This is a genomic window from Streptomyces diastatochromogenes (genome assembly GCF_002242805.1).
In the GTDB taxonomy this organism is placed as follows: Bacteria; Actinomycetota; Actinomycetes; order Streptomycetales; family Streptomycetaceae; genus Streptomyces; species Streptomyces diastatochromogenes.
The window spans coordinates 165879-180931 of record NZ_MCGQ01000020.1; the positions used below are offsets into that span (position 1 = coordinate 165879).

Annotated in this window: 12 protein-coding genes; 9 read left to right on the top strand and 3 right to left on the bottom strand. The window is 66.5% G+C overall.

Annotation, left to right across the window (positions count from 1 at the left end):
• The first annotated feature begins 52 nt into the window (after positions 1-52).
• From BEK98_RS23745 to rplI, 3 genes are read left to right on the top strand one after another with little or no spacing between them, the layout of a single operon-like run.
• Positions 53-643 carry a single-stranded DNA-binding protein gene (locus BEK98_RS23745; RefSeq protein ID WP_094218673.1) on the top strand — a complete coding sequence of 197 codons (591 nt, stop codon included), beginning with the start codon at positions 53-55 and terminating at the stop codon, positions 641-643.
• Between the two features lie 41 nt (positions 644-684).
• On the top strand, positions 685-921 hold the full coding sequence (rpsR, locus tag BEK98_RS23750) for a 30S ribosomal protein S18 (protein ID WP_003949403.1): 237 nt from the start codon (positions 685-687) through the stop codon (positions 919-921).
• A gap of 18 nt (positions 922-939) precedes the next feature.
• Positions 940-1386: a 50S ribosomal protein L9 gene (gene rplI / locus BEK98_RS23755; RefSeq protein ID WP_094218674.1), complete on the top strand. Its 447-nt coding sequence runs from the start codon at positions 940-942 to the stop codon at positions 1384-1386.
• A 138-nt stretch (positions 1387-1524) separates the two neighbouring features.
• Here rplI and BEK98_RS23760 read toward each other — a convergent pair whose 3' ends face one another.
• Positions 1525-2862, bottom strand: coding sequence for an MATE family efflux transporter (locus BEK98_RS23760; RefSeq protein ID WP_094218893.1), 1338 nt, complete (start codon positions 2860-2862; stop codon positions 1525-1527).
• A gap of 458 nt (positions 2863-3320) precedes the next feature.
• Here BEK98_RS23760 and dnaB point away from each other — a divergent pair, with 458 nt between their 5' ends.
• The 5 genes from dnaB to BEK98_RS23785 all read left to right on the top strand — a co-directional run bounded on the left by dnaB (position 3321) and on the right by BEK98_RS23785 (position 11679).
• Positions 3321-4799, top strand: coding sequence for a replicative DNA helicase (gene dnaB / locus BEK98_RS23765; protein WP_094218675.1), 1479 nt, complete (start codon positions 3321-3323; stop codon positions 4797-4799).
• Positions 4800-5023: 224 nt separating this feature from the next.
• Positions 5024-5752 carry a TnsA-like heteromeric transposase endonuclease subunit gene (locus tag BEK98_RS23770; protein WP_244201947.1) on the top strand — a complete coding sequence of 243 codons (729 nt, stop codon included), beginning with the start codon at positions 5024-5026 and terminating at the stop codon, positions 5750-5752.
• Positions 5749-7893: a helix-turn-helix domain-containing protein gene (locus BEK98_RS23775; protein ID WP_094218676.1), complete on the top strand. Its 2145-nt coding sequence runs from the start codon at positions 5749-5751 to the stop codon at positions 7891-7893. Before BEK98_RS23770 ends, BEK98_RS23775 begins: the two co-directional genes overlap by 4 nt.
• On the top strand, positions 7886-9013 hold the full coding sequence (locus tag BEK98_RS23780) for an ATP-binding protein (protein ID WP_094218677.1): 1128 nt from the start codon (positions 7886-7888) through the stop codon (positions 9011-9013). Before BEK98_RS23775 ends, BEK98_RS23780 begins: the two co-directional genes overlap by 8 nt.
• A 2-nt stretch (positions 9014-9015) precedes the next feature.
• Complete coding sequence (locus BEK98_RS23785; RefSeq protein WP_244201969.1) at positions 9016-11679, top strand: TniQ family protein; 2664 nt, start codon at positions 9016-9018, stop codon at positions 11677-11679.
• A gap of 202 nt (positions 11680-11881) precedes the next feature.
• Here the strand turns inward: BEK98_RS23785 and BEK98_RS48625 are convergent, their stop codons facing one another.
• Positions 11882-12523, bottom strand: a complete 642-nt coding sequence (locus BEK98_RS48625; protein WP_167444243.1) for a hypothetical protein — start codon at positions 12521-12523, stop codon at positions 11882-11884.
• A 633-nt stretch (positions 12524-13156) separates the two neighbouring features.
• Here BEK98_RS48625 and BEK98_RS23795 point away from each other — a divergent pair.
• The gene (locus BEK98_RS23795) at positions 13157-14545 is read left to right on the top strand and encodes a serine hydrolase domain-containing protein (RefSeq protein ID WP_094218680.1); all 1389 of its coding nucleotides are present in this window, start codon (positions 13157-13159) and stop codon (positions 14543-14545) included.
• A gap of 55 nt (positions 14546-14600) precedes the next feature.
• Here BEK98_RS23795 and BEK98_RS23800 read toward each other — a convergent pair whose 3' ends face one another.
• On the bottom strand, positions 14601-15053 hold the full coding sequence (locus BEK98_RS23800) for a GNAT family N-acetyltransferase (RefSeq protein WP_094218681.1): 453 nt from the start codon (positions 15051-15053) through the stop codon (positions 14601-14603).

Here is a 15053-nt window from a genome sequence, read left to right on the forward strand (position 1 = left end):
GGATTCGAGTAGCAGCAAGCAGCCAGCAGCAAACCCGCCGAGAGGTTCCCCCATGGCAGGCGAGACCGTCATCACGGTCGTCGGCAACCTTGTCGATGACCCCGAGCTGCGCTTCACCCCGTCCGGTGCGGCGGTCGCGAAGTTCCGCGTCGCGTCCACTCCCCGCACCTTCGACCGCCAGACGAACGAGTGGAAGGACGGCGAGAGCCTCTTCCTGACCTGCTCGGTCTGGCGTCAGGCGGCGGAGAACGTCGCCGAGTCGCTCCAGCGAGGCATGCGCGTCATCGTGCAGGGCCGGCTGAAGCAGCGGTCTTACGAGGACCGTGAGGGCGTCAAGCGCACGGTCTACGAGCTGGACGTCGAGGAAGTCGGCGCCAGCCTGCGGAACGCCACGGCCAAGGTCACCAAGACCGCCGGCGGTGCCGGCCGCGGTGGCCAGGGCGGTTACGGCGGCGGTGGCGGCCAGGGTGGCGGCGGCTGGGGTGGAAACTCCGGCGGCGGCCAGCAGGGCGGCGGCGCTCCTGCCGACGACCCGTGGGCGACCGGCGCTCCCGCCGGTGGCAACCAGGGCGGCGGCGGTGGCGGCTGGGGTGGAAACTCCGGCGGCGGTGGCGGCGGCTACTCGGACGAGCCCCCCTTCTAAGGGCTCGCATCCCCACTTCTTGATCACACAGGAGAAACACCATGGCGAAGCCGCCTGTGCGCAAGCCTAAGAAGAAGGTCTGCGCTTTCTGCAAGGACAAGGTCACGTACGTGGACTACAAGGACACGAACATGCTGCGGAAGTTCATTTCCGACCGCGGCAAGATCCGTGCCCGCCGCGTGACCGGCAACTGCACGCAGCACCAGCGTGACGTCGCCACGGCCGTCAAGAACAGCCGTGAGATGGCGCTGCTGCCCTACACGTCCACCGCGCGCTAAGGGAAGGGTGACCGAAACATGAAGATCATCCTCACCCACGAGGTCTCCGGCCTCGGTGCCGCTGGCGACGTCGTCGACGTCAAGGACGGCTACGCTCGCAACTACCTCATCCCGCGGAAGTTCGCTATCCGCTGGACCAAGGGTGGCGAGCAGGACGTGGCGCAGATCCGCCGCGCCCGCAAGATCCACGAGATCCAGACCATCGAGCAGGCCAACGTTGTGAAGGCCCAGCTCGAGGGCGTCAAGGTCCGTCTGGCCGTCCGCTCCGGCGACGCCGGTCGTCTCTTCGGTTCCGTCACCCCGGCCGACATCGCTTCCGCGATCAAGGCCTCCGGTGGCCCCGAGGTCGACAAGCGCCGCATCGAGCTGTCCGCTCCGATCAAGACCCTGGGCGCCCACGAGACGTCCGTGCGTCTGCACCCCGAGGTTGCCGCCAAGGTCAACATCGAGGTCGTCGCGGCGTGACGCTGCGCTCAGCTTGAGCAGCTGAGAGGGGCCGCCTCCTACGGGGCGGCCCCTCTTCGCGTTCGATGTCAGGACGGCTGCGCGCGGGCCGCGTCATGTTTCACGTGAAACCGGGACGCGGTGAGTCCGGCAAGCTGCTCAGCGGGTGGCGCCCGTGACGATCCAGCTGCCCGCGCGCGTCCGCAGCCACAGGGTGAGCATGCGGACGGTCATCATCAGGGTCATGGCGGCCCAGAGGGTGGTCAGTCCTCCGCCCAGCGTGGGGACGAGCAGTGCCACCGGGGCGAACACCGCCAAGGTCGCCACCATCGCCCAGGCCAGATACGGCCCGTCCCCGGCACCCATCAGGACACCGTCCAGGACGAAGACGATCCCGCAGACGGGCTGGGAGAGGGCCACCATCAGCAGTGCGGGCAGTGCCGCGTCCTTGACCACGGAGTCGCTGGTGAACAGCGGGAGGAACAGCGGCCGGGCAGCCACCACGAGGAGGCCCAGTACGACACCGGTGGCGACGCCCCACCGGACCATGCGCCGACAGGCCTCGCGGGCGCCCTGGGCGTCGTTCGCGCCGAGGTAGCGGCCGATGATGGCCTGCCCGGCGATCGCGATCGCGTCGAGGGCGAAGGCCAGCAGGCTCCACAGGGACAGGATGATCTGGTGGGCGGCGATGTCGGCGTCACCGAGGCGTGCCGCGACAGCCGTGGCGATCATGAGGATCGCCCGCAGCGACAGCGTGCGGACGAGCAAGGGGACTCCGGCCTGGGCCGAGGCCCGGATACCGGCGGCGTCCGGGCGCAGGGAGGCCCCGTGACGGCGGGCCCCGCGAACGACCACGGCCAGATAGGCGGCCGCCATGCCGCACTGCGCGATGACGGTGCCCCAGGCGGATCCGGCGATGCCGAGTCCGGCGCCGTAGACGAGTCCCGCGTTGAGTCCGGCGTTGGCGACGAAGCCTGCGACGGCGACGTACAGCGGGGTCCTGGTGTCCTGCAGGCCGCGCAGTACACCGGTGGCGGCGAGCACGATCAGCATGGCCGGGATGCCGAGTGCGGAGATGCGCAGATACGTCGTGGCGTAGGGGGCCGCGGTGGCGGAGGCGCCGAAGAGGTCCACGATGCCCGGGGCCAGCGGGAGGACGAGGGCGATGACCGCCCCACCGAGGAGCAGCGCGAGCCAGATGCCGTCCATGCCCTGGCGGATGGCAGCCTGGATGTCGCCGGCGCCGACGCGCCGGGCCACGGCGGCCGTGGTGGCGTAGGCGAGGAAGACGAAGACGCTCACGGCGGTCATGAGGAGGGCCGAGGCCACGCCCAGACCGGCGAGCTGGGTGGTCCCGAGGTGGCCGACGATGGCACTGTCGGCCATGACGAACAGAGGCTCGGCGACGAGTGCACCGAAGGCCGGGACAGCCAGCGCGATGATCTCTCGGTCGTGCCGGCGGCGGGTGGCCTGGGGTATCGCTGGAGCCTGTGTCATGAGCACTAATCTAATCGTCCACAGGTAAGAGATGCAATTGCATAGTGCCCCTTACTTCCCGTCTCGATCCGTGCACATGAACGCATCGTTCGAGGCGATCTTGGTCCGACTGGGAAAGTTTTTCTTCTGCACAGCCGGTGGACGGTAAAGATGCAGGTCAGGGCGTTGTGATCGAGGGGATCGAGGGCTTGTTCACAGGGCTGTCCACCGGGTCGTGCACAGGTTTCGGCGGGTTCTCCACAGCATCCGGGCCGTCGTCCACATGGCCTGTGGATAACCAGATTGGCTGACGGTGCCGACAGGCCTACCGTTGTCCGGCGCCCGCTCCTTTCCTCGGCCTGGGAAACGTCACAAAACCGACGCGCCAGAAGCGGAGTTGGGCCTCTCAATTGTCAGTGTCGTGCCGTACAACAGAGGGCACGGCGAGGTCCGCCGTGCGGACGGGAGGAGGTGGCTCGGTGAGCATTTCCGAGCCCTTGGACGATCCGTGGGCCGACAGCGGACCCAGCGATCGTCTGCCCGCCTCCCGTCGCCGAAGTGACGGCGGCCGGGGCCGTGACGAACAGCACGACCGGGGCCGGGAGAACGGCGGCTGGGACGGCGGCGGCTCCTCCTTCGAGCGGGTGCCACCGCAGGACCTGGACGCCGAGCAGTCCGTCCTGGGCGGCATGCTGCTGTCCAAGGACGCCATCGCCGACGTGGTCGAGATCCTCAAGGGCCACGACTTCTACAAGCCCGCGCACGAGACGATCTACCAGGCGATCCTCGACATCTACGCCAAGGGTGAGCCGGCCGACCCCATCACGATCGCCGCCGAACTCACCAAGCGCGGCGAGATCAACAAGGTCGGCGGCGCGTCGTACCTCCACACCCTCGTCCAGACGGTGCCGACGGCGGCGAACGCCGAGTACTACGCCGAGATCGTCCACGAGCGGGCGGTCCTGCGCCGTCTGGTCGAGGCGGGCACCCGTATCACGCAGATGGGATACGCGGCCGACGACGACGTCGACGAGATCGTCAACCGCGCCCAGGCCGAGATCTACGCGGTCACCGAGCAGCGGACCAGCGAGGACTATCTGCCGCTCGGCGACATCATGGAGGGCGCCCTCGACGAGATCGAGGCGATCGGCTCGCGCAGCGGCGAGATGACCGGTGTGCCCACCGGCTTCACGGACCTCGACTCGCTGACCAACGGTCTGCACCCGGGCCAGATGATCGTCATCGCGGCCCGTCCCGCCATGGGTAAGTCCACGCTCGCGCTGGACTTCGCGCGTGCGGCGTCGATCAAGCACAACCTGGCCAGCGTCATCTTCTCCCTCGAAATGGGGCGCAACGAGATCGCGATGCGTCTGCTGTCGGCCGAGGCACGTGTGGCCCTGCACCACATGCGCTCGGGCACCATGACGGACGAGGACTGGACCCGCCTGGCGCGCCGGATGCCCGAGGTCTCGTCCGCGCCGCTCTACATCGACGACTCCCCGAACCTGTCGATGATGGAGATCCGTGCGAAGTGCCGTCGGCTGAAGCAGCGCAACGACATCAAGCTCGTGATCATCGACTATCTGCAGCTGATGCAGTCCGGTGGTTCCAAGCGCTCCGAGAGCCGTCAGCAGGAGGTCTCGGACATGTCCCGTAACCTCAAGCTGCTGGCCAAGGAGCTGGAGGTCCCGGTGATCGCGCTCTCGCAGCTCAACCGTGGCCCCGAGCAGCGCACGGACAAGAAGCCGATGGTGTCCGACCTGCGTGAGTCCGGCTCCATCGAGCAGGACGCCGACATGGTCATCCTGCTGCACCGCGAGGACGCCTACGAGAAGGAGTCACCGCGAGCGGGCGAGGCGGACATCATCGTGGGCAAGCACCGTAACGGCCCCACGGCGACGATCACGGTGGCCTTCCAGGGCCATTACTCCCGCTTCGTGGACATGGCCCAGACCTGACCTGGCCGGATGTAGGTTCTCAGATCCCGTGTCCTTTTCTCACCGGTGATGTCCACCGCATGTCCAATAGGACATGGAGGTGAGAATCATGCCTCTTGATCGAGTGATTCCCCTCTTCGTGTACAGGACTGTCCCTGGTCGTCATCCGCGTACGTGACTCGGGCAGGACCCCAGCGTTCGGCGGCCGGCGGGGCCGCTTCGGAAGACACGGGGTCGGTGGTCCGATGAGTACAGCGGTGGCCACGCCAGTACGGCTGAGCGTCCGGCGCAGTGACGAATCCACGGCGGAGGACCTGGAGTGGCAGTCGGTGCCGCTCGGACTGCTGCATGAGGCCCGACCGTGGCGGACGTTTCGCTGGTACAAGGGGCAGCAGCATTACTCAGGCACGTACTGGTCGGCGACCGTGGGCGACCATGTGATCTACGAGTCCCGGCTGGAGCTGGGTCGGCTGCTGTTCGCCGACTTCGCCCCGGAGGTGCGGCACATTGTCGCCCAGCCGTTCCTGCTCAAGGCCGACATCGATGGAAAGGTCCGCAAACACATCCCGGACTACCTGCTGCTGACCGATGCCGGTCCGCTGGTCGTGGACGTCAAGCCTCGCCACCGGTTGGAGAAACCGGAGGTCGCCTTCACGTTCTCCTGGACGCGGGAGGCGGTCACTTCGCGGGGGTGGCAGTACGAGGTGTGGAGCGAGCCCGACCCAGCCGTGCTGGAGAACATCAGATTTCTCGCTGGCTACCGCCGCGACTGGCTGTTCGACCCCGACCTGGTCGGCGCTTTGAGGGCCACGGATCTGGACGGGATGTTGCTTGGTGATGCCTTCCGGCTGCTGCCTGACTGTCCTCGCCCGCTGGTGAAGTCGGCGGTGCTGCACCTGCTGTGGTCCGGTCACGTGACGACCGTGCTGGACCGGCCGCTGAGTGCGGGGCACGTGCTACGGAGGGCTGCATGAGCGGTGCGGGGACGAAGCTGGGGGTCGGGACGCATTTCCGCCTGGACGGTGAGACGGTCGAGGTTGTGGATTTCGCCATCCTGTCCACGGGCATGGAGGTCATCCTCAAGGACGGGCGCGGCCGGCTGGCCCGGATGTCGGTGCGTGAGCTGCTGACCTCGGATCGCGCCGAACTGATCCACGACAGATCGGGCCCGTCTTCCGCCGATGACGAAGACCTCGCGGCCGTGGTGCTGAACCGGCTGGCCAAGCACGAGAAGAAGGAGGTTCTGGAACGTGCCGAGCATGTCCGGGAGATGGTGACGGGATACCGCTCCGGCAGTGAGGATCTTGCGCGGCCGGACGAGCCGCGCCCTCAGTACGCGCCTGCCTTGCCTCTGAAGGCCCGGTATGAGGCCAAGGCCGCGGAACTGGGGGTGACCGAGCGGACGGTGCGCCGATGGGCACGTGCGTTCCGTGAGCTGGGCGAGGCGGGGCTGGTTCCGAAGACTGCGCAGGCAGACGACGGACTTGGCAGTGCCGATCCGCGTTGGGTCGAGGCGGCGGTGGAGGTGCTGAAGGAGTACGAGGAAGAGTCGCGGCCGTCGGTGAAGGTAGTGCTGGAGGAGGTCGAGGCCCGCGTCAAGACGAAGTTCAAGCTGGTCAAGGTGCCGGTGCCATCGCAGGCGACGGGCTATCGATGGATGAAGGAGCTGGAACGGCGCTATCCGACCTTCCGGCTCAGTACCCAGCGCAATCGGGATATCGCCGACCGCCCGAAGGGTGTCTACGGGAAGCTGCGGCCTACGCGGCCGGGCGAGTACGTGCTGATGGACACGACGCGGCTGGACGTGTTCGCGCTCGACCCGGTGACGCTGCGGTGGATGCAGGCGGAGCTGACCGTCGCGATGGACTGGTACACCCGCTGCATCATCGGTCTGCGGGTGACTCCGGTGTCGACGAAGGCTATCGATGCGGCGGCCGTGCTCTATCAGGCTTACCGTCCCCAGCCGGTTCCGGAGAGCTGGCCGAGGGAGGCGGCTTGGCCCGAGCACGGGATCCCCCGCGGGGTGCTGGTGGAGGCGGAGGCCGTGCACGGGCCCGTCACTGGGGTCTGGGGGCCGAAGATTGCGCCGGAGACGTTGATCGTCGACCACGGCAAGATCTACTTGTCGGCGCATCTGACCAGCGTCTGTCACCGGATGGGGATTTCGGTGCAGCCGGCGAGGCTGCGCACGGGCCGGGACAAGGGCCCGGTGGAGCGGTTCTTTCGGACCCTGCGGGAAGACCTGCTGCAGAGGCTGCCCGGCTACAAGGGACCCAACATCCACTCGCGTGGCTTGAACCCGGAGAAGGATGCCTTCTTCTTCCACCACGAGCTTGAGGCGATCATCCGCGAGTGGATCGCGGTGGACTATCACCGCACGCCGCATGAAGGACTGCTCGACCCCCACCTGCCGAAGGTGGAACTGTCTCCGGCGGCGATGTTCGAGCACGGTCTCGCGCGGGCGGGTTACATCGAGGTGCCCCGTGACCCGCATCTCGCCTTCGAGTTCCTCGACGTCACGATGCGCACGGTCCAGCCCTATGGCGTCGAGATCAACGGGCGTCGCTACAACGGTCCCTGTCTCGATGGGCTGCGCGACATGGCCGGTTCCGACATCGACTTGGACAAGCGGCGGCTGGAGTTCTTCGCTGATCCCGACGACGCCACCCAGATCCACTTCCGGGACCACGAACGCGTCTGGCACACCCTTGAGTGGGAGCACGCGCCCAGCCTGGACATGCCGCTGAGCGAGGAAGCGCTCCAGTTCGCCCGGCGCCTGGCAGCGAAGGAGTACACCTACCCCGACGACCGGCTCGCCATCGCCCTGCTGCTGAAGCGGTGGAATCTTGGCCTGGGCACTTCCCTGGGCGAACGGCGGATGGCACTGCGGCTTTCCCGCGAACAGGCCGCCTTGGACCTTCCCGAGCCGCGAGCCGGTGCCGTCAGTTCGCTGCCGTCGGTCGCCCGCGTGCTGTCCCTGCCTGCACAGGCCGAGCCTCCGGCAGTCGAAGCCGCCCCAGTGGTGGAAGAGGGCGATGACGACGGGGACAGCCTCGAAGAGTTGGACGAGGAAATCGACTTCTACGCAACCGCCTTGAGGGACATCGATGACTGACCGGAAGCGTTCCGAGGATGATCTCCACGCCAAACTCGATCACCTCACGCTGACCCGCAAAGAAGGCTTCCGGCGCCTGGTGGACGCTCCCTCGCGGCCCCGCCCCGAGCACCTCACCCACCGTCAGTTGTCTCTTCTGGGGGAAAAGGCCCGCGCTGACTACGACCGGCGCCGCCGCAAATGGCACGCGAACCTCGGGCCCCTGCGCACCCCGCAGATGGAAGCCCTGCACGAGGACCTGTGGGACATCATCGACAGCAACGAGCAGGACGGTGACAAGGTCAAAGGCAGTATCGCCATTGACGCCTTCCCCGGCCTGGGCAAGACCACGGCCGCCCTCGCCTTCGCCAAACTGCTCCACCGGCGTGTGATCGAGGAGGAGGGCGAGTACACCGATCAGAGGCATGAGCGGTGGCCGGTCTGTCGAGTGGGCCTGACCAGCAACACCAGCATGCGCGACTTCAACCGGGCGATCCTGGAGTTCTTCGCTCATCCCGGACGCTTCCGCGGCACCGCCACCGACTTCGGCTTCCGCGCACTCGACTGCGTCCTTTCCTGCGAGACCACGCTCTTGATCGTCGATGACCTGCACTTCCTGCGCTGGAGGAACCGGACCGGCATCGACGTGAGCAACCACTTCAAGTACATCGCCAACGAGTTCCCCGTCACCCTGCTCATGATCGGCGTCGGCCTGCAGGCGCGAGGCCTGTTCGACGAGGGCGACAGCTACGAAGACGCCGTACTCGCCCAGACAGGACGCCGCACTACCCGGCTGGGCATGAAGCCCTTCACCATCGACACTGAGGAAGGACGCACAGACTGGCGCAACACCCTCCTCGCTATCGAGGAACGGGTCGTCCTGGCGAACAAGTACCCCGGCATGATCGCGGACGATCTGTCCGACGAGCTCTTCGCCCGCAGCACTGGACACATCGGCTCCCTCATGACACTGGTCAACCGTGCCTGTCAGAGAGCCGTACGCACCGGGGCCGAGCGGATCGACCTCGAGCTGCTGTCGAAGGTCAAGAACGATGCCGCCTCCGAGAAAGGACGCGAAGAACTTCGACAGGCCTTTGCCGCAGGGCGGCTGGTCAGCAAGCCCAAGAAGAAGGCAGCGTGAGCATGCTCCGATCTCTGCCGATCACGGTTCCGCCGTTGCCCGGTGAGGCGCTGGACTCGTGGTTCGAGGTGATCGCACACCGCTTGCGGACACCCTTGAGTGACCTGCTGCCAGCTCTTGGCCTGGCCCGACGGGTCGAAGCTGGCGACTGCCACCGTGACATCCCAGCCCGCTGGGCGATCCTGCTCCGTGACAACGAAGCCGCCGGCATCTGTCACGCCACCGGCGTGAACCCCCAGGTTCTGCACGCGATGACGCTCGCGCACTTCGACGGCCGAGCACTCAATATCAAACGCGAAACGAGGCAGGTCAGCCGATGGCACCACTGGGGACGCCAGGCCGGATCACGCTTCTGCCCGGACTGCCTGGCCGAGACGAACGGCCGGTGGAAGCTGAGCTGGCGGCTGGGCTGGATGTTCGCCTGCCTCGATCACAACCGCTTGCTCGCCGACGCGTGCCCCCAGTGCGGTCAAATGCCTTGGAAACGGCTGCACCAGCAGCGCTATGTCCCGCAGCCGGGAAAATGCGCCTTCCCGGGCCAGCGCGAAGAACCTGGCAGAAGGCACCAACGCTGCGGCTACCGACTGTCCGAGGTCGCAAGCATCGAGCTTGGGTCCGGGCACACGCTGCTGACGGCACAGAAGCTGCTGACGGAGATCGCGGAGAACGATTCAGCAGAGTTCGGCATCTACGCGATCGCTCCACAGAGCTTCTCCGCATTGGAAGCGCTGGCTGATCTTCGTGCCCTTTCCTCCCGGCTCCTGGCCGACGCCGCGGACAGCGGTCTGGCGATCGTCCTGCCGCACGACACGCGCGAGATCTATGAGGGAGTGAAGGGGGCCCTTCCCGAGGTCGCGGGCGCCGTTCCTGCCAGGCGCAGCCTGACTGCACCCGTCCAGGCCATCGGGATCGCCGCCGCCCTCCAGGTCCTCGGGCAGTCCGATTACCATGCAGCTGGCCGCGAGCTTCGGCACCTCGTCGCCGCTGCAGACCCCTCAGAGACGCTCAAGCGCCTGACAGGCTTCCACAGGCTGCACGGCATCACTCCGCTGCTGAGCGCCATCCAGCTGACGGCTCAGGAATCGATGCTGCGACCGAGTGATCAGCTTCGCTACCGGCTTCCGGCTTTCCTCCCCTCCAGGCCATCCCCTCGCGGGGGCCTGGCGGACCTGCGCGTTCACAAGGTTCCCTCGTGCTTCTGGCCTGGTTGGTCTGTCCTGCTGTCGCCGCCGCAAGGCGCATACAGCCGGACGTTCCGTCCTTGCCTGTCCGCTTCCCTGGCTTTGGTGGGCACGCGCGACGACCTCAGAGTGATCACACGTCGTCTCGGCAGCGTGACCACCCGGCAGATGACCTCGAAAGTCCTGCAACTCCTGCATGCACAGAGACTCTGGGCGGTGGTCAGCACGGCACTGGTGCGGCTGGCGGACTACCTCGACGCACACGAAGTGCCCATCGACTACCAGCGCCGCCGCATGTTGGACTACACCGATCTACTCCCCGAGACTCGATGGCGCCAGATCTGCGAGGACGCCGGCGTCCAACCCGGCCAGGGACGTCGTCTCACCGTCGCGCGAAGCACACTCTTCGAGCAGCTGAGCGGACTCCCGGCACATCTTGCTCCCGGCCACTTCGCGATCACTCGGCCGATGGACCGCCCACACGTGAACTACTTCGCCGCGTTCCTGACACCTGAAGTCAGAGATGGCCTGCACCGCGCTGGAGCCGACTTTCTCGCACAGAACGGCGTTGAGGGTGAGCCCTTGGTCTGGGAACCGCCGACGGTGATTGCCGACGGCCTGGAAACGGCAGGTCCTGACCTGGAGAAGATCGACATCAGCATTCTTCATCAAATGATCCGTTCGCCGTCCATGACGACGGAGCAGGCCGCCCGCGAACTTGGCACGTCACATGAAGCTGTCCGAGTTCTGCTGCACCGGTCTCCCGCACCGGCCCAGCCGAGGCCACGCAGTCGTCGGCGGAACGACGGCGAGGCCATGCGGATCGCGAAGCAGGCCTTCCCGCCGGATGAGTTCCGGCGGCTCTACTACGCAGAACGTTTTGGCCTGCGCCAGATCGCGGACCTCGCTGGCGTCAGCCGCAACGTTACGAGGCGTCTCGCCGAGCAGTACGACATTGAGGTCCGTGAACCCAACGCAACGGGCCCGCGCAAGGGCTACGTCGACGGAACATGGCTCCGCGAGCAGTACTTGGTCCACGGCCGGACCCTGGCAGAACTCGGCCGCGAGAAGGGCCTCAGCCCCACGACCATGACCCGATGGGCCAAGCTGCACGGAATCCCCGTGACCAAGATGAACGGGCACACCCGCCCTGAACTCGCGCAGCTGGCAGCTCAGGCCAGAGAAGCACCGGAAATCCTCCGTCCTGCCTTCACGGGACCCGGCGCATGGGACCGCCTTCGCGAGTTCGCCGCAGCGTCACGCTATCGGACACTCAAGGAAGCCGCAGAAGCGCTTGGAACCCATTACACGGCCCTGATCACGAGAGTTGGAAGACTGCGTCGCGAGATCGGACACCTACTCCTCATCCGTGCAACCACGGCGTCACCAATGAAACTGACCCCGATCGGGGAAGCCGTAGTCGCAGCGATTCACGCGGCCACAGAACCAGGCACTGCGGACGCCTGCCCTGGATCCGCACGCTGAGGAAAATGACACGCGTCACGGAATTTCGGCACCGACCCGTGCTGGAACGGCACCCCAGCGAGAGGTCCACACCGCGTGGAAGCTAGAACGGCAAACCAGTGATGACTTCGACGTCGTGGAACCTCAATTGAACCGCCGCCGTCCTGCGTGGGCTCCGAGAACCACGTCGGCGGAGGATCTGGAGCGGATACCACCCGGAGGTTCATAGGGCGATGCGCCAACGCTGTTGTTCCTCGCGAAGAATCTTCCGGCTATGCAGGGTGCGTAGCGCCTCATAAATTCCTGCTTCAGACAGCTGACCTTGGAGGTCCTGGACGATCTCGCTGGAGTATGCGCCGAGGTGGCCGACTGCGCCAGGATCGCTGAGGCGTTTCACATCGTAGTTCACAATTGAGATCTGCTTGAAGCGCTTGTAGACAGCTTCATACACCATTACTTCGGAGTCCGACATCCTGGGGATTATATTAGTGAGTCGCCTTATTTCTGTCAGGATCTTTAGGGCTGCCAGTTTGTGGCCAGCCACGACTGCCAGAAAGATCCCCGTAAGTCGAACAATGCTAGTAACTGCTTCAATGGCGCCGAAGTGGACTCCCTCGCGGATCCGGATCTCAGATACAGGACGTCTGGCCTCAGCCTGCTCCCATTGAGTGGGCTCGACCTCCACCTTAGGTATATCGGAAGCCGCCATAAGCCCACCAATGAGTTCATAGGCTATTTTACGGCAAGAATCTGCACCCAACTCTCCAGCCGACTCGGGGGATATCTCAGCAAAGAGCATGCCTATGACATCTTGATCACTTAAGGTCACGGACTTCCAGTGATCCTCGAACTCGTACCGTTTCACGGTCTTTACATGCCTGGACAGCACCCCCTCGTCGCGCTGGATTTCTGACAGCCCACGCGCGATCCCAACTCGGGAATCCTCTTGGTATCCAATTGCAGGGAGTGGCATTCGAGGCCGGGTGCGGCATCTTTGGCAGTAGCCAGATTTAAGCGGGAATGCGCAGTGAGGGCATTCTTCGACGGATTTCATGACACCCTGCTCGTCGCTTGCGGAAGGCCTGCTAGTTATTTTCCGCCCGTCGGACACGGACCGCAACCGCCAGCAGTCGGCATAGTGATTCCGTCGAAATACTGGCTCGCTAGGCCAGAGTGCGAGCTCAACCGTGAAGGGGTCGCAGCGTCATTTGGGCAGAGGCGAAACCGCCCGGCCCCAGTCCTACGCGCTGGTGCAGTCTGTCGCCGAGGCCCGCAGAGGCGCGCGACACAACACCGACCCGCTGTCTGCGACGGCCCTCCTTCCAGGCTGCGTGAGGATTTGGACACGGTCCTGAGACTGGATCGGAGGACGCAACGTGAGACGCCGCAAGAAGCTGCAGGTCACAGCCATGCCAGAGGACACGGAAGCCGAGAACCTACACCGGACCGCGGGGGAAATGAACTCGACGCATGGCGCCCCAGAGGATGGACTGGGCCCATGACGACATCTCAGGAAGAACTGCTCCCGGGCACCCGGCGGGCGTTGCTGCACCGGATCGCGGTCGCACAGGCCGAAGGGCGGGCGCCCTCGCTGGTCGCCGCGGTCGTGCGGGACGGGCGGGCCGTCTGGCACGGATCGCGGAGTTCAGTGGACGGGCACGGCCCGGACGAGAACGTGCAGTACAGGATCGGGTCGATCACCAAGACGTTCACCGCCGTACTGGTGCTGCGGCTGCGCGACGAGGGCGTGCTCGATCTCGGTGATCCCCTGGAGAAGCATCTGCCGGGCACCGGAGCCGGCGAGGCGACGATCGCCGAACTGCTCGCACACACCTCCGGGTTGGCGGCCGAGTCACCCGCGCCCTGGTGGGAGCGGACCCCCGGCTCGCTGCGTCCCGAGCTGAGCGATGTCCTCGGCGAGCAGCCCCTCCTGCACCCCGTCGGCCGGCGCCACCACTACTCCAATCCCGGCTACACCCTGCTCGGCGCACTGGTGGAGGAGCTTCGGGGCGCTTCTTGGGAGGAGGTGCTGCGCGACGAAGTGCTCGAACCCCTCGGGCTCCACCGCACCAGCGCACAGCCCCAGGCGCCGCATGCGGGCGGCTGGGCGGTGCATCCCTGGGCCGACGCGCTGCTGCCCGAACCGGTGGAGGATCTCGGCCGGATGGCCCCCGCCGGCCAACTGTGGTCCACCACCGGAGATCTCGCTCGGTTCGCCGCCTTCCTGGCCGGGGGAGACGACCGGGTGCTGAGTGCGGAGTCGGTGCGGGAGATGCGGACGCCCGCGGCGCCTGCCGAAGCCGCGGATGTGGTGGACGGGGCCACCTACGGCCTCGGCATGCAGATCCAGCAGCGGGACGGCAGGCTCCTCGTCGGACACTCCGGCTCGCTCCCGGGCTTTCTCGCGAACCTCACCGTCAGCGTGGAGGACGACGTGGCGGCGGTGGTGCTGGCCAACTGCACCAGTGGCCCGCTGCTGGGAGCGGTGGGTGCGGACCTCGTCCGTATCGTCGCCGAGGCAGAGCCACGCATTCCCGAGCCGTGGCGTCCGCTGCGTGAAGTCGACCGGGACGTCCTGGATTTGGCCGGGCAGTGGTTCTGGGGGACGCACGCCTTCGCTCTGCGGGTGCTGGCCGACGGGCTCCTCGCGCTGGGACCGCTGACCGGTGGCGGCCGCCGGGCCCGCTTCCGATCGAACGGCGACGGCACATGGACGGGCCTGGAGGGTTACTACGCCGGAGAGCTGCTCCGGCCCGTACGCCGTCCGGACGGGTCCGTGATCCATCTGGACCTGGGGTCGTTCGTGTTCACGCGGCAGCCGTACGAGGAGGGGGCTGAGGTGCCCGGCGGAGTGGATCCGAAGGGCTGGCGGGGGATCGCGGAGTAGACGGCTCGCTGGCCGAGTGGGTGTTTCACGTGAAACACCCACCCCCGACCGCTTTTCAGAGCTGGAGCTTGAAGCCCATGTGCGAGGCGGTGAAGCCGAGGCGTTCGTAGAAACGGTGGGCGTCCGTGCGGCTGCTGTCGGAGGTCAGCTGCACCAACTGGCAGTTCTGGCGCCGGGATTCCTCGACAGCCCACTCGATGAGCTGGGTGCCCAGGCCGCTCCCGCGCTCGTCGGCGTGGATGCGGACGGCCTCGATGATCGAGCGGGTCGCTCCCTTGCGGGAGAGCCCGGGGATGAGCGTCAGCTGGAGGGTGCCGATGACACGGCCCTCCCGCACCGCCGCGACGAGCTGCTGGTTCGGGTCCGCGTTCAGCCGCTCCAGGGCCGCCAGGTAAGGCGTCAGGTCGTCGGGTGACTCGCGCTGGGCGCCCAGGGGGTCGTCGGCGAGCATGGCGACGATCGCGGGCAGGTCGTCCGCGGTCGCACGGCGTATTTCAAGATCTCCCAT

Excerpts from the sequence above, each read along its gene's own strand:
- BEK98_RS23770 (WP_244201947.1), top strand. The coding sequence starts at position 5,024 with ATGAGTACAGCGGTGGCCACGCCAGTACGGCTGAGCGTCCGGCGCAGT.
- BEK98_RS23775 (WP_094218676.1), top strand. The coding sequence starts at position 5,749 with ATGAGCGGTGCGGGGACGAAGCTGGGGGTCGGGACGCATTTCCGCCTG.
- BEK98_RS23785 (WP_244201969.1), top strand. The coding sequence starts at position 9,016 with ATGCTCCGATCTCTGCCGATCACGGTTCCGCCGTTGCCCGGTGAGGCG.
- BEK98_RS23760 (WP_094218893.1), bottom strand. The coding sequence starts at position 2,862 with ATGACACAGGCTCCAGCGATACCCCAGGCCACCCGCCGCCGGCACGAC.
- BEK98_RS23745 (WP_094218673.1), top strand. The coding sequence starts at position 53 with ATGGCAGGCGAGACCGTCATCACGGTCGTCGGCAACCTTGTCGATGAC.
- rplI (WP_094218674.1), top strand. The coding sequence starts at position 940 with ATGAAGATCATCCTCACCCACGAGGTCTCCGGCCTCGGTGCCGCTGGC.
- BEK98_RS23800 (WP_094218681.1), bottom strand. The coding sequence starts at position 15,053 with ATGGGAGATCTTGAAATACGCCGTGCGACCGCGGACGACCTGCCCGCG.
- BEK98_RS23795 (WP_094218680.1), top strand. The coding sequence starts at position 13,157 with ATGACGACATCTCAGGAAGAACTGCTCCCGGGCACCCGGCGGGCGTTG.
- BEK98_RS23780 (WP_094218677.1), top strand. The coding sequence starts at position 7,886 with ATGACTGACCGGAAGCGTTCCGAGGATGATCTCCACGCCAAACTCGAT.
- rpsR (WP_003949403.1), top strand. The coding sequence starts at position 685 with ATGGCGAAGCCGCCTGTGCGCAAGCCTAAGAAGAAGGTCTGCGCTTTC.